This is a genomic window from Bacteroidota bacterium (assembly GCA_036522515.1).
Classification (GTDB): domain Bacteria; phylum Bacteroidota; class Ignavibacteria; order UBA10030; family SZUA-254; genus VBOC01.
On sequence record DATDFQ010000038.1, the window covers coordinates 13,861 to 27,762 of the forward strand.

A 13,902-nucleotide genomic window follows, 5' to 3' on the forward strand; every position below is an offset into this window, starting at 1 on the left:
GGAGTTACCTCGAACCGATTAATTCTCTGAGCCGGGCCTCGATCTGCTCGATATCAACCGGCTTGCGAAGAATTCCAAACACCCCCACCTTGCGCGCCTCCGCGAGCACGCGGTCGTCCTGAAATCCCGTGATGAAGAGAAAGGGGATCGATGCATACGAGGGTTGCGCCTTCACCCGCTTGAATAATTCGAAACCGCTCAGGCGGGGCATGACAATATCGGAGATGATCACATCGGGGGAAAACTTTTCGAGTTTCTCGAGTCCCTCCTGCCCGTCGTGGGCCAGCATGACTTCGTAGCTGTCCATTTCAAGGAGGTCGCGGAGGAGCTCCGCGAACCCAGCCTCATCGTCGACGAGCAATATTTTCTTGGACTTTTTCTCCGCCATCCTCAGCTCATTCCCCGGATCACCAAAATTCGCTCGAAATATAGGTAATGCAGAGGCAAGAATCAAGTGGATGGGAGGACGCTCCTTGTCATCCTGAGGGAGCGGAGCGACCGAAGGATCTTCTCGTTCCCACGCTCTGCGTGGGAACGCAGTTTGCGGCGCTCTGCGCCGCTACGACGTCGGGACGCAGAGCGTCCCGGTATGCATTCCGCCGCGGAGCGGCGGAACGAGGAGAAGGGATCCTTCGCAGAGTTTACACTGAGCGAAGCGAACGTGCTCAGGAGGACAATATCATTTTTATCTGATCAGGATCATCTTTCTCGACTCGATCCTCGTGCCTGTCCGTAAACGGCAGAAGTAGATGCCGCTCGGGCTTGTGCCCCCATCCCACTCCACTTCGTGAACTCCCGCAGAGATTCGTTCGTCGAGCAGGGTTGCCACAACTCTTCCGAGGAGATCGAGAACTGCAAGTGAGACGTCGGCCGGATGATCGAGCTCGAAGGAGACATGTGTGAGCGGGTTGAACGGATTCGGATAGTTCTGGTAGAGCCGGAAGTGCCGCAGCTGGCTCCGGTCCCGGACACCGAGAGTCGTATCCGGCCGGAGGCGCACGATAAAATCGGGTCCGAAATTCCACCGGTCGCCCGCCGGATTGTCGTTCAGGTTCACGCTGTTCCCGGCGGAGAAAAGAGTGTCCGAAACGCCGCCGGGGGGTGCCGTATAAAAGAAGCTCCATCGCACCGTATCACCCTGAAAGAGCTTCGGCGACGAGTGGGTAAGCTCGCCGTTTTGGAGGTGGGTCGAATCCTCCGCCGCTTCCAGCGATCCGGCTCCTGCAGCCACGTCGAAACCCCCTGCAATCGCCGGTCCCCCCTTGATCAAGAGCGTATAGAGGTTTTTCGAACCCACAGCCACGCTCTCCGGACCGCTGATCCAGACCGAAACCGAGTCGTCCACCGACGGAGAGTGGCAGATACAGCCCGGACCTCCGCTCTTGAGCGTGACGCCGACGATCCCGGTTGTATGCAGGAGCGAAAACCCGGCGAAGAGCGTGTAACTCCCTGCAGCCAGCAGCACGATACGGTTTCTAAGCGTCACCAGGCGGTTCCAGACCGGAGAACAGCAACGAGGACGTATCCCGCGACAAGCGCCAGGATGATGATGATTCTGAGCCGGGTTTCTTTTGTCATGCCGATCAATTTAAGGTATTCCCGCTGAGAAGCAAGAAGGCGGAGGATATGATATTGTCTTATGTTGTCATCCTGAGCGAAGCGAAGGATCTCGCAGCTCGGAAAGACGAGATCCTTCGGTCGCTACGCTCCCTCAGGATGACATGTTCGATCTAACCCTGATTCTACCTCAAGTCTTGCATCCTTCGCTCCATCTGCGTATCTTGCTCAACATTACCCGAATCCCTCACTCTGGAAACAGGCACCATGACACTCGCGAAACGTTTGCTTCTTACCGCCGCCGCGCTCACCCTTTCTCTACACGCCGGCTTCGGCCAGGCTCCAAAAACGGACACGACCTCCGCCAAAGATACTTCAAAGAAAGCGGATCAAAAATGGGATGTCTCGGTAAAGCACGGACCGTCGACAGACATCGAATTCAATACCGACGAGGGAACGTGGATCTCGCTCGATGTGAGCCCCGACGGGAAACAGATCGTCTTTGACCTTCTCGGCGATATTTATCTCATGCCGATCGCGGGAGGAGAGGCGAAGCTGCTCGCAGGAGGAGCCGCCTACGAGGTGCAACCGCGCTTCAGCCCGGACGGAAAAAAGATATCCTTCACCAGCGACAGGGACGGATGCGATAACATCTGGATCATGGATGTCGACGGGAAGAATCCCAAGCAGATCACCAAAGAGAAGGAGCGCCAGACCAATAATGCCGTTTGGTCCTCGGACGGGCAATTCATCGTCGCGCGCAAACATTATCGCAATACCCGGTCTCTCGGCGCGGGGGAGATGTGGATGTACCACATCGGCGGGGGGGACGGCTTGCAGCTCACCAAGCGGCGCAACTGGGAACAGGATGCGGGGGAACCATGCCTCTCTCCGGACGGCCGCTACCTCTACTATAGTGAGGATGTGAGCTCCGGCGGCGGGTTCCAGTATAACAAGGATCCGAACGGCGTTATCTACGTGATCCAGCGGCTCGACCTCCAGACCGGGAAGACCGAACAGTACATCAACGGACAGGGCGGGTCTGTCCGTCCGCAGGTTTCTCCGGACGGCAAAACCATTGCGTTCATCCGTCGCGTCCGGTTGAAAACCGTCCTCTACCTCTATGATATCGAGAGCGGAAGGGAGACCCCCCTGTTCGACGGGTTAAACAGAGACGCGCAGGAAACCTGGGCGATCTTCGGGGTCCACCCCGGATTTTCATGGACTCCCGACGGCAACCAGATTGTCATTTCGGCGAAGGGGCATATCTGGAAGGTCGAAGTCCACCCCGAAAGCGGCGGATCGAAGCCCGCGCAGATTGCGTTCAAGGTCCATTCAAAGCAGACGATCACCGAGGCGGTCCGGTTTCCCCAGCAGGTTGCTCCGGAAAAATTCGACGTGAAGATGCTCCGCTGGGTGACGGTTTCTCCGGACCAGCACTCGGTTCTGTACACCGGATTGGGAAAGCTCTGGTTGAAGACCCTCCCGGGCGGGGCTCCGAAACGGGTGACCAACGACGAGAAGAATTTTGAGTGGTTTCCCTCCTTCTCCCCGAACGGAAAATGGATCGCCTACGTTTCGTGGAACGACGACGAACAGGCCGCGGTCTGGAAAGTGAAACCCGACGGTTCCTCGAGAACGAAGATCACCACTCTCCGCGGGCACTATGCGGAACCGTCCTTCTCTCCCGACGGTTCGAAAATCGTCTTCGCCCGCACGGGCGGTGATAACCTGACGGGCGGCACCTACAGCAAGGAACAGGGTATCTACTGGGTTTCCTCCGACGGCGGCAAACCCTCCCTCATCACCGAGGAGGGAAGTAAACCCCTTTTCAGTAAAAGCGGAGAGAGAATCTTCCTCCTCTCCAACGAGGGGGAGAAGAACGCTCTGATCAGCGTCGGCCTCCACGGCGAACAACGGCGCGTCCATCTCCTTTCAGACAACGCCCAGGAGATCATTCCGTCGCCTGACGAACGGTGGATCGCGCTGGTGGAACGATTCAACGCCTACATCGCGGTGTTCCCGAAAACGGGCCAGCCCGTTTCGATCGGCCCGGGAACCTCGGAATACCCGGTGAAGCGCGTCACCCGCGACGCGGGGACCTACCTCGATTGGTCCGCCGACAGCAAGAAACTCTACTGGTCGCTCGGTCCGCAACTCTACTCCCGCGACCTTACCAATACGTTCAAGTTTGTGACGGGCGCGCGGGATTCCATACAGGAAAAACCCGACACCGCCGGAATCCCCATCGGGTTTTCCGCACTCACGGACAATCCGACCGGTTCGATCGCGCTCACCGGGGCTACAATCATCACGATGAAGGGCGATGAAGTAATCAAGGATGCGACCATTCTTGTGGAACGCAATCGGATCGTCGCGGTGGGGCCTTCCGGCAAGGTGCCGGTCCCGAAATCGGCGCTGAAGTTCGATGTGACAGGAAAAACCATTATGCCGGGAATGATCGACGTCCATGCCCACGTCGGCTTCGAGCAACTCACCCCCCATGCGGACTGGCGATACTACGCCAACCTCGCATTCGGTGTGACGACCTCCCACGATCCTTCCTCCAATACGGAGATGGTGTTTTCAAACTCGGAATTGATCAGGGCCGGGTTGATTGTCGGGCCGAGGCTCTATTCGACCGGAGCGATCCTGTACGGCGCGGAGGCGCCTTTTAAGGCGGTCATCAATAATTTCGACGACGCGATGTCGAACCTGCGCCGGCTCAAGGCGGTGGGGGCGTTCACCGTGAAGAGTTACAATCAGCCGAGGAGGGATCAGCGCCAGCAAATCATCGAGGCCGCGCGCGCGCTCGAGATGATGGTGGTTCCGGAAGGCGGCTCGACGTTCTTCTGGAATATGTCGATGATTCTCGACGGGCACACGGGCATCGAACATTCCATTCCGGTCTCGCCGCTGTATAAAGACGCGATTACGCTCCTCTCGAAAAGCAAAACGGGCTGGACACCGACGCTCATCGTGAGCTACGGGGGGTTGTTCGGAGAGAACTACTGGTACATGAAGGAAAAGGTATGGCAGAACGAGCATCTCCTGCAGTTCACGCCGCGGGAGGTGATCGATTCCCGGTCACGGCGAAGGATGATGGCCGAGGAGGACGACTTCAACCATGTCGAGAACGCAAAGTCGGTGAAGACGGCCCTCGACGCCGGGGCGAAGGTTCAGTTGGGGGCGCACGGACAATTGCAGGGGCTCGGGGCGCACTGGGAGCTCTGGATGCTCGCCCAGGGGGGGATGACTCCCCTTGAAGCGATCCGGTGTGCTACGCTCTACGGCGCGCAGTATATCGGACTCGACAAAGACCTCGGATCGCTCGAACCGGGAAAACTCGCCGACCTAGTTATCATGGACAAGAATCCGCTCGAAAACATCGAAAACACCGAATCGGTGAAGTATGTGATGAAGAACGGACGGCTCTACGACAGCTGGACAATGGATGAGATCGGAAACCATCCGAAGAAGCGTGGAAAATTCTATTGGGAATCCGCGTCCCTGCGGGGAGCATCGGGAATCGGAACGGGCGCCGGGATGGGAGACGACTGAGACGCTCGGGCGGCGCATGCGCGCTATTGACATTAAGGTGCGGCTTTTGTAGATTTTCTGCTCGAACGCATTACCATCAGACTAGGTTATGGGGGACATGAAGCAAAATCCGAGGATGCTCTGCGTCGACGACAATCCCGATCTGCGCAGAACACTCGAACAGCAATTTGAAAATGAGGATTTTGTCGTCGATACGGCGGGCGACGGAGAGTCCGCTCTTAAGAAAATTACGGCGGCCGGCTACGACATCGTCCTGCTCGACGTGAAAATGCCGAACATGAACGGGCTGGCGGTGCTTCAGGAAATGAAACGGTTAGGCAAGCTGACGAACGTGATCATGCTGACCGGCATCGACGACACGCAGGTCGCGCTCGAATGCGTCAAACTCGGCGCAAGAGACTTCATTCAGAAGCCGTATGATCCCGAGGAGTTGCTTCACATCGTGAACAGAGTCCTGAGCGCGCAGGAGTAGCGGGCGCGGGGGGTTAGTTTCCGGGCGAGTCGGAGGCAGGCTTGCCGGCAGAATCAGCTTTGGGTTTCTTCCGGTACATGATTCCGACGGGAATGATCACGCAATAGCCGAGAAGGAGCAGGAGAGGTGCGAGGGTGAGCTGCCGGAACCCTTCCACCACGTTTCCCGAGAGCGCCACATACCCCATCACGATCACCACGAGACCGATTCCCAGGATCACGAAGTTTTCCTTCTCAAGCGGGAATGTCAGGTCCGGTTTCCCCTTCTTGAGCTGTTTCCCCTTTTCAACTTTTGCCATGGCGCCTAAGATGATGTTGTAGGTTCCAATCTAACGAATTCCGGAGAGTATTCAAAACAATTCTTCTCGTTCCGCCACTCTGCGGCGGAACGCCTACCGGGACGCTCTGCGACCCATCCTGGTTGCGGCGCAGAGCGCCGCAGAATGCGTTCCCACGCAGAGCGTGGGAACGAGACAAACGGGCTAAGACTTGCCGCCCTCCATCGCTTCCAGCCGTCCGTCCGCCATCCGGAACACCCGGTTCGACTCCCCCGCGAATTTCTCGTTATGCGTCACGATGAGAAACGTCTGATTCGCCGTCCGGTTGAGCTCCAGCAACAATTCATGAAGGTGTCCGCTCGCGACGGAATCGAGATTTCCGGAGGGTTCATCAGCGAGGACGATCGGGGGATCGTTCGCGAGGGCGCGCGCCACGGCGACCCGCTGCTGTTCCCCGCCGGAAAGCTCGGAGGGGCGATGGTGGAGGCGGGCTTCGAGGCCGACATTGGCGAGTAACGTTGTCCCCTTCGCCGCCGCAGCATCTCTCGGCACCCTCTGGATCATCATCGGGATCATTACATTCTCGAGGGCCGTAAATTCCGCAAGGAGATGATGAAACTGGAAAACGAACCCCACGCTTCCGCCTCGCACTCGCGCGAGTTCTTCCTCTCCCAGGAGGCCGATATTTTTCCCCATCCAGAAGACCTCCCCGCCTGATGGACGGTCGAGGCCGCCCAGAATGTGAAGCAGCGTGCTTTTCCCCGAGCCCGAAGCGCCCACGATGGAGACAACCTCTCCCCGATTGACTTCGAGGTCGATCCCCCTCAGCACCTGGAGCGGAACGTCCGATTTCCCGGCCAGGCGGTAGGCTTTTTGAATATTAGCGCAGCGTACGATCGGTTCCTGTTCCATGCTATTATTCCCAGCGCAAGACTTCAACGGGATGAGTCCCGGCGGCCCGGCGGGCGGGGTAATACGCCGCAAGGAATGAAAGCCCGGCGGAGGCGAGGCTGATGGCAAGAAAGTCCGTCCAGCGGATCTCCACGGGGATCGCAGGAATGATATAGACCGTAGGGTCGAGCGGAAAGATCTGGTACCGGATCTGCACCAGAAGGACCCCAAGCCCGATCACGATCCCCAGCACCGTTCCGGCAAGACCGATCAGCAGGCCCTCCGCCATGAACAACCGGACGATTCGGTTCGGCGTCATCCCCATCGCCTTGAGGACACCGATATCGCGCCGTTTCTCGATCACCGTCATGGTCAAAGACCCGAGCATGTTGAAGGTCGCGACCAGAATGATGAGGCAGAGGAGGACGTACGCCGACCAGCGTTCCATTTTCATCACCGAGTAGAGGCTCTTGTGCAAATCGTACCAGGTCGACACCGACAGATCCGGCGGAAGCTGGCCTGCAAGCCGGGAGCGGGCGTCCTCCGCGTCGTTGAAATCCGTAAGCCGGAGGTCCACCCCGCTGTATTTTCCCTCAAGATTGAAGAGCTTCTGGGCAGCCCCGGTGGAAATGTAGGCGTAGCCCGCGTCGTAGTCTTTATTATTGGATTCGAAGATTCCGCTGATCCGGAACTTCATAGTTTGCGGGCCGGCGAGGCCCGCCAGGCCCGCCAGGTCCGATCGAAATCCCGAGGGACTCACCACGGCGATCTCATCGCCGACGATCGACGCGAGCCTGTCCGCGAGCGTCAGTCCGATCACGATGCCGTCGGCGCCGGTTGAATCATGGAAGGCAAGCGAGCCCAGGATCATTTTATCCCGGAGGCCGGAGACCTCGCCGATCCTCTCCTGATCGACACCGCGAATGTAGACGACCTTGTTGTAGGACCTCGCCACGAGCATTCCCTTGCCGGAGACGAAGGGTGCGAACGCCTTGAGCTCCGGGAGCCGGCGCAAGACCTTCCCGATCGCATCCACATCCCCGTCCGTGAGAGTCCCGCGCCGTTCGATCCGCACGTGGGGATCGAAGCCGACGAGGACGGAAGTGACGACTCCGTTAAAGCCGTTGAAGACCGAAAGGGCGATGAGGAGCGCGGCCACTCCGACGGTGATTCCGACGACGGAAATCAGGCTGATCACGTTGATAAACCGCATGCTCTGCTTCGAAGTAAGATACCTGCGGGCGATATACCGTTCGACCTGGCCCATTCTCTACCCGAAGCGAAGGGCTGCAATCGGATCGAGCCGTGCGGCGGCGCGCGACGGAAGCAGGGTCGTGAGGAGCGAGACGAGGAGCGCGACAGCGGTGACGATGAGAAAATTCTCCGGCCGGAGCAGGATCGGAACCGCATTCATATAATAGATTTCCGACGGGAGCGAGATGATCCTGAAAGTCAGCTGGAGCCAGCAGCAAAGGTAAGCGAGAGCGTTTCCGAAGGCGACACCCACGGAGGCGATGCAGAGGCCCTGCAGTATGAAAATTCTTCTTATGAGCGCCGGCCCCGCGCCGAGGGATTTCAGGATCGCGATCGCCCTGATCTTCTCGAGGACGAACATCAGGATCGTGCCGATGATATTCACGGTCGCCACGACGCTGATGAGGCTCAGGAGGACCGGCGAAAGTTTCTTCTGGAGCTCCACCCAGGAGAAGAGGTTGCGGTAGAGTTGAAAGACGGTGCGCGTAAAATGGGGGTACCCCAGGACGGTCTCGATCTGCGCCGCCACCTGATCGACCGCATTGATATCCGTGACCAACACGTCGAAGCCCGACACATCGTCCTCCATCCGGAACAGGTTCTGAGCGTCCCTCAGCGCGGTGAACGCATAGATGTCGTCAAATTCCGCCATGCCCGATTCGTAGATCCCGACGAGCTGAAACTGCTTCGCCCGCGGCTGGGTCGAAGGCACGGTCCCGGAGGGGAGCGCGAAGACAACCAGTTTGTCTCCCACCGAGCAATTGAGCCTGCGCGCCAGCTTATTGCCGATGACGAGCTCCGGGCCGGCGTGTTCCCCGCCCTGCAGGAAGCGCCCGTTGACAAGCCGCTGCCTCCTGGTGACTCGATCCCGCGAGAGATCGACCCCTTTCAGGAGAATGCCGTCCACCCCATCGTGTGAACGGATCATCCCTTCCCTGGCTGCGAAGGGCGAGATCGATTCGACGCCGGGCACCTGCTGCTCCACCCGGTCGATCGATCGGCGGTATTGCTGGAGCGGCTCATTCTGATACCCGAGAACCTGTATCTGGGAGGTGAAGGTGACGACCTTTTCCTTGATTTCGCTCTCGAAGCCGGAGAGAACCGAAAGGGTGATGATCAGGGCTGCGGTCCCCAGCATGACGCCGAGGACCGTCATCCCGGTAATGAAGGAGAGAAAACCGGCCCGCCGGTGCGACTCCAGGTATCGCTTCGCTATGAACCAGGATGGCGACAAATCGTGTCGGAAATGGGACCGGCCCGTTAGTTGGACTTTGCGGCGTATTCGGCCAGATAGGCGCGGATGAACTTATCGATATCCCCGTCCATCACCGCCTGGGTGTTGCTCGTCTCGATTCCGGTCCGGTGGTCCTTGACCATGTTATACGGGTGGAAAACGTAGGAGCGGATCTGGCTCCCCCACTCGATCTTCTTCTTCGTGCTCTCGATGACGGAGCGCTTCGCCTCCTCCTCTTCCTTCCGAAGCTGGTAGAGGCGCGATTTCAACATCTTCATCGCCCGCTCCTTATTCTGAAATTGCGAACGCTCCTGCTGGCAGGCGACCACGACTCCGGTCGGGATGTGCTTGATCCGGACGGCGGTTTCGACCTTGTTGACGTTCTGGCCCCCCTTTCCGCCGGAGCGGTAGGTCGCGATTTCGAGGTCGGCGGGATTGATTTCTATCTCCACATCGTCCTCGATCTCCGGATAGATGAAGACCGACGCGAAGGAAGTGTGCCGGCGGGCGTTCGAGTCGAACGGCGAGATGCGGACCAGCCGGTGGACCCCGTTTTCCGCCTTCAGGTAGCCGTAGGCGTACTCTCCCTGCACTTCGATGGCGACGCTCTTGATCCCGGCGCCCTCGCCGGCCTGCTCGTCGAGGAGAAACGTCTTGAACCCCTTGCGTTCGCACCAGCGGATGTACATCCGGAAGAGCATTTCCGCCCAATCCTGGGCCTCCGTACCGCCCGCTCCGGCGTGAATGGTGAGGATGCAGTTCTTCGCGTCATCCTCCCCGCTCAGCATGTTCCGGAATTCCAATTCCTCCAGCGACCGCTCGATCCCCGAAACTTCGGATTCGAGTTCGGCGGTATAGGACTCGTCCGACGACTCCGTCGCGAGCTCCCGCAGCGTCTGCGCGTCGTTCAGTTTGCGCCGGATGCCCGACCATGCCTCGACCCAGACTTTGCGCCGGCTGATCTGCTGCATGACCTTCTGCGCAGCGATATTGTCGTTCCAGAAACCGGGGGCGTTCGTCTTCGCTTCGAGACCGGCTATCTCTTTTTCCTTGGCGTCGAGGTCAAAGAAAACCCCGGAGGACGTTCAGTTTTCCCTCGAGTTGCTTCAGACGGTCTTCAATTCCTTCAAACATGTTCATGTTCCTTGTGTAAGAGTTTCCGGCGGCTCAACCGAGCGTGCCGTCCGGGACTTCAATCTCCATTCGCAGGAGTGCGCTGCTCAGGGTCTTTCCCTGCGCGTCGTTCTTCAATGAAACGGTCCCTCCGCCTCCCAGAGTGTTATGGAGCAGAAAATTGAGCGCCTGGAGGTTCGGGAGCTCGAAACGCTCCACCTCTCCGAAGCAGATCCCCTCGAAGTGCCGTTTCACAGCCGAGGCCGTGACGTACTGCCGGATAAGAGGATAATACTCCGGCTTTCGCGCGATCAGCCCCACATTCCCCGTGTCGCCTTTGTCACCCGACCGGGCATGCGCTATCTTGAGAAGTTGGACCTTCACCTTCGGTGCGTTCAGTTTTCGGTGACAATCACTTGCGCCTTCACCGCTTCCTTCGGCATCAGAGCGGGCCAGTAGGCGATGACTTCGCTCGGCTTGGGCCGGCCGCCCGCAAACCCCGTTACCGCCGGGGGTCCCACGAGGATCAGGGGCGCGATTTCTTTTCCGAATCGTTCGACCGCGTCGCGGTCCCGTCCCCGGACACCCACGCGGAGCACCACCTCGTTAATCACATCCGGCATCGGGGCGATCGGCCCGTGGCAGGAGTTCAACCCGAGGAATTCGGTCCGGATTTCGTCGAACACCAGACCCAGATCGCTCAGCCTGGTCCGGAGGATCTCGTCCGCCTTCTTCGCTTTTTCAAGCGCGTCGGGCCAGGCGTAGGTGAGCGTTCCGACCGCCGTATATCCGTCCGCGTAGGACATCGAAACTTTGTAGAGGTCCGTGCAGGGCGTCCCTTTCACGCCCTGAAGAAGCACGCGGTCCTTACCCTGCTGCTCGAGCCTGATGGTGGTGAAATCGGCGATGCACTCCGGAGTAATGTAGTTTGAAGGGTCCCCGATTTCATAGAGCAATTGCTCGCTGACCGTCTGAACGGAGACCATTCCGCCGGTTCCCTCGTGTTTGGTGATCACGATCTCGCCCCCGGGATGCGCTTCCGCGATCGGGAATCCGATATGGGCGAGGTCCGGGACCGACTGCCATCCGGCCGAAAAGTTTCCGCCGCTCGATTGGCCCCCGCACTCGAGGATATGGCCCGCCACAACTCCCGCAGCGAGCTTGTCCCAGTCTGACCAGGACCACCCGAATTCGTGGATCATGGGCGCGTAGGTCAAGGCCGTATCGGTGGTACGCCCCGTAATAACGATCCGGGCGTCCTGCTCCAGCGCCGCGACGATCGGCCGCGCACCGAAGTAAACGTTCGCGCTGACAAGCCGGCTGCGCACGCTATCGAGTTTTTCGCCTGTCTCCATATTCGCAAGGCCGATACCCCCGCTTTTCAAGGCGTCGAGGCTCCCGAGGATATTATCACCGAGCACGACTCCGATCCGGAGCCCCTTGATGCCGAGCTTGCTCGCAACGGCGAAGATCGCGTCGCGGCACCCCTCGGGATTGACCCCCCCGCCGTTCGTGATCACCCTGATGTTTTTCTCCATCAGGGCGGGAAGGATCGTTTCCATCAGCGGGACGAGGTCCTTCGCATACCCGAGCCGGGGGTCTTTCATCTTTTGCTTCTGCATGATGGACATCGTGACCTCCGCGAGGTAGTCCATCATCATGTAATCGATCGGGCCCTTCGCGACCTGGTCCACCGGCGCCGTGAGGAGATCACCCCAGAACCCCTGGCCGCTTGCGACCCTGATTGTTTCCTTCATCCCGGAGTCAGATTATTCGGATATGCAACTCTTTGAGCTGCTGCGGATCGACCTCCGAGGGGGAATCGTCCATCATCGAGGTCGCGCTCGTCGTTTTTGGAAATGCGATGACATCGCGGATCGACTTCCCTCCGGTGAGAAGCATGCAGATCCGGTCGAGACCGAAGGCGATCCCGCCGTGCGGCGGAACGCCGAAGCGAAAGGCCTCGAGGAGAAATCCGAATTTCTGCCGGGCCTGCTCCTCGGCGATCCCAAGGAGCCCAAACACTTTGCGTTGCAGGTCCCGGTCGTGGATGCGGATGCTCCCTCCGGCAATTTCATATCCGTTCAGCACGAGGTCGTAGGCGCGGGCCCGGGCGCGAAGCGGTTCGGCGTCGACCAAAGGCAAGTCTTCGACCCGCGGAGACGTAAACGGGTGATGAACCGCCACATGCCGCTTCTCCGCCTCGTCATATTCGAACATCGGAAAATCAGTCACCCAGGCCAGACGGAACACCCCCCCTTGGATGAGGTTGAGCCTCCGGGCCATCTCAAGCCTCAGCGCTCCGAGAATCGTGTAGGCCTTCAGCCACTCGTCGGAAATCAGCAATATCAGATCTCCCGGCTTTGCCCCCATCGTTTTTCGAATGGTCTCGAGGAGAGGCTTGCCGAGGAATTTCTCGGTCGGGGTTTCGATGCCGGCCTCCGTGACGCGCATCCAGACCAGGCCCCCGGCGCCCTGGCTCTTTGCGAAATCAGTAAGCCCGTCGAGCTGGTTTCTCGTGAAGGAGGCACAGCCGGGTGCGGTGAGACCCGCAACAACTCCGCCCTTGCCCACGACATCGGCAAACACCCTGAAACCGGAATCCTTCACCGCCTCGCTCACCGATGTGAGCTCCAGGCCGAAGCGAAGGTCCGGCTTGTCCGAGCCGAACCGTTCCATGGCTTCCTTGTAGGTGAACCGGGGAAGCGGGAACTGTATCTCCGTCCCGAGGATTTCCTTGAAGAGCCGGCCCATCAGCCCCTCGGCGATGGCCATGACGTCCTGCTCGTCGACAAACGACATTTCTACGTCGATCTGCGTAAACTCGGGTTGCCGGTCGGCCCGGAGGTCCTCGTCGCGAAAACACTTCACGATTTGGAAATACCTGTCCATGCACGCGACCATGAGAATTTGTTTATAGGTCTGAGGGGATTGCGGAAGGGCGTAGAACTTCCCCCGGTGGACGCGGCTCGGGACAAGGTAGTCGCGTGCGCCCTCCGGCGTGCTCTTCATCAGAACGGGGGTCTCAATCTCGAGGAACCCGTGCTGATCGAAATATGTGCGTGTCAGAAGATAGACTTTGTGCCGGACGGCCAGGTTCCTCTGCATCGGTGCGCGGCGCAGGTCGAGGTAACGGTATTGCAACCGCGCCTCCTCGTGAACGTCGAGTTCGTCCTCAATCGGAAATGGAGGGGTGTCGGCCCGGTTGAGAATGACAAGCTCGTCCGCGAGGACATCGATTTCACCCGTAGGAAGATTCGGATTACGGGTCCCCTGGGGGCGCGCCTCCACTGTTCCGCTCACCGAGACAACGTACTCGCTTCGAAGCTCTCCCGCAACCCTGTGGGTCGCCTCCCTGGTCTGTGGGTTGAACACCACCTGAGTCTTCCCATACCTGTCGCGGAGATCGATAAAGACCACGCCGCCGAGGTCCCTCCGGATATCCACCCACCCTGTCAGCGTGACACGCTTGCCGACGTCGCCGGCCCGAAGCTCACCGCACGTGCAGGTACGTTTCTTATACTCCATCCCGAATCAGTCTAT

At 59.1% G+C, this 13,902-nt stretch carries 12 protein-coding genes; 2 read left to right on the forward strand and 10 right to left on the reverse strand.

The window, feature by feature from the left end; translation table 11 throughout:
• Nucleotides 1–4: 4 nt before the first annotated feature.
• Together VI215_05585 and VI215_05590 are read right to left on the reverse strand one after the other, a co-directional pair.
• Entirely contained in the window at nucleotides 5–388 is a 384-nt protein-coding gene (locus VI215_05585; protein ID HEY6191783.1) for a response regulator, read from the reverse strand.
• A gap of 297 nt (nucleotides 389–685) precedes the next feature.
• Complete coding sequence (locus VI215_05590) at nucleotides 686–1,486, reverse strand: choice-of-anchor V domain-containing protein (GenBank protein HEY6191784.1); 801 nt, start codon at nucleotides 1,484–1,486, stop codon at nucleotides 686–688.
• Between the two features lie 338 nt (nucleotides 1,487–1,824).
• Between VI215_05590 and VI215_05595 the strand changes: the two genes are divergently transcribed.
• Together VI215_05595 and VI215_05600 are read left to right on the forward strand one after the other, a co-directional pair.
• Nucleotides 1,825–5,118 (forward strand): amidohydrolase family protein, encoded by a 3,294-nt coding sequence (locus VI215_05595; protein HEY6191785.1) that lies wholly within the window; start codon nucleotides 1,825–1,827, stop codon nucleotides 5,116–5,118.
• Between the two features lie 97 nt (nucleotides 5,119–5,215).
• Entirely contained in the window at nucleotides 5,216–5,590 is a 375-nt protein-coding gene (locus VI215_05600) for a response regulator (GenBank protein HEY6191786.1), read from the forward strand.
• Between the two features lie 13 nt (nucleotides 5,591–5,603).
• Here the strand turns inward: VI215_05600 and VI215_05605 are convergent, their stop codons facing one another.
• The 8 genes from VI215_05605 to aspS form a co-directional block, all read right to left on the reverse strand.
• Complete coding sequence (locus VI215_05605) at nucleotides 5,604–5,888, reverse strand: DUF3098 domain-containing protein (GenBank protein ID HEY6191787.1); 285 nt, start codon at nucleotides 5,886–5,888, stop codon at nucleotides 5,604–5,606.
• A 183-nt stretch (nucleotides 5,889–6,071) separates the two neighbouring features.
• The gene (locus VI215_05610) at nucleotides 6,072–6,779 is read right to left on the reverse strand and encodes an ABC transporter ATP-binding protein (GenBank protein HEY6191788.1); all 708 of its coding nucleotides are present in this window, start codon (nucleotides 6,777–6,779) and stop codon (nucleotides 6,072–6,074) included.
• A 4-nt stretch (nucleotides 6,780–6,783) separates the two neighbouring features.
• The gene (locus VI215_05615) at nucleotides 6,784–8,025 is read right to left on the reverse strand and encodes an ABC transporter permease (protein ID HEY6191789.1); all 1,242 of its coding nucleotides are present in this window, start codon (nucleotides 8,023–8,025) and stop codon (nucleotides 6,784–6,786) included.
• A 3-nt stretch (nucleotides 8,026–8,028) separates the two neighbouring features.
• Complete coding sequence (locus VI215_05620) at nucleotides 8,029–9,246, reverse strand: ABC transporter permease (GenBank protein ID HEY6191790.1); 1,218 nt, start codon at nucleotides 9,244–9,246, stop codon at nucleotides 8,029–8,031.
• A 26-nt stretch (nucleotides 9,247–9,272) separates the two neighbouring features.
• Nucleotides 9,273–10,380, reverse strand: a protein-coding gene (prfB, locus tag VI215_05625; protein HEY6191791.1) for a peptide chain release factor 2 whose coding sequence is annotated in 2 segments (ribosomal slippage) — nucleotides 9,273–10,310 and nucleotides 10,312–10,380 — 1,107 coding nt in all. Because the reading frame shifts where the segments join, the coding sequence is not laid out codon by codon here.
• 33 nt (nucleotides 10,381–10,413) lie between these two features.
• Nucleotides 10,414–10,743 (reverse strand): hypothetical protein, encoded by a 330-nt coding sequence (locus VI215_05630; GenBank protein ID HEY6191792.1) that lies wholly within the window; start codon nucleotides 10,741–10,743, stop codon nucleotides 10,414–10,416.
• An 11-nt stretch (nucleotides 10,744–10,754) separates the two neighbouring features.
• A complete protein-coding gene (locus VI215_05635) occupies nucleotides 10,755–12,116 on the reverse strand; it encodes an acyclic terpene utilization AtuA family protein (protein ID HEY6191793.1) in 1,362 nt (453 codons plus the stop codon).
• A gap of 7 nt (nucleotides 12,117–12,123) precedes the next feature.
• Nucleotides 12,124–13,887: an aspartate--tRNA ligase gene (aspS, locus tag VI215_05640; GenBank protein ID HEY6191794.1), complete on the reverse strand. Its 1,764-nt coding sequence runs from the start codon at nucleotides 13,885–13,887 to the stop codon at nucleotides 12,124–12,126.
• Nucleotides 13,888–13,902 lie beyond the last annotated feature (15 nt).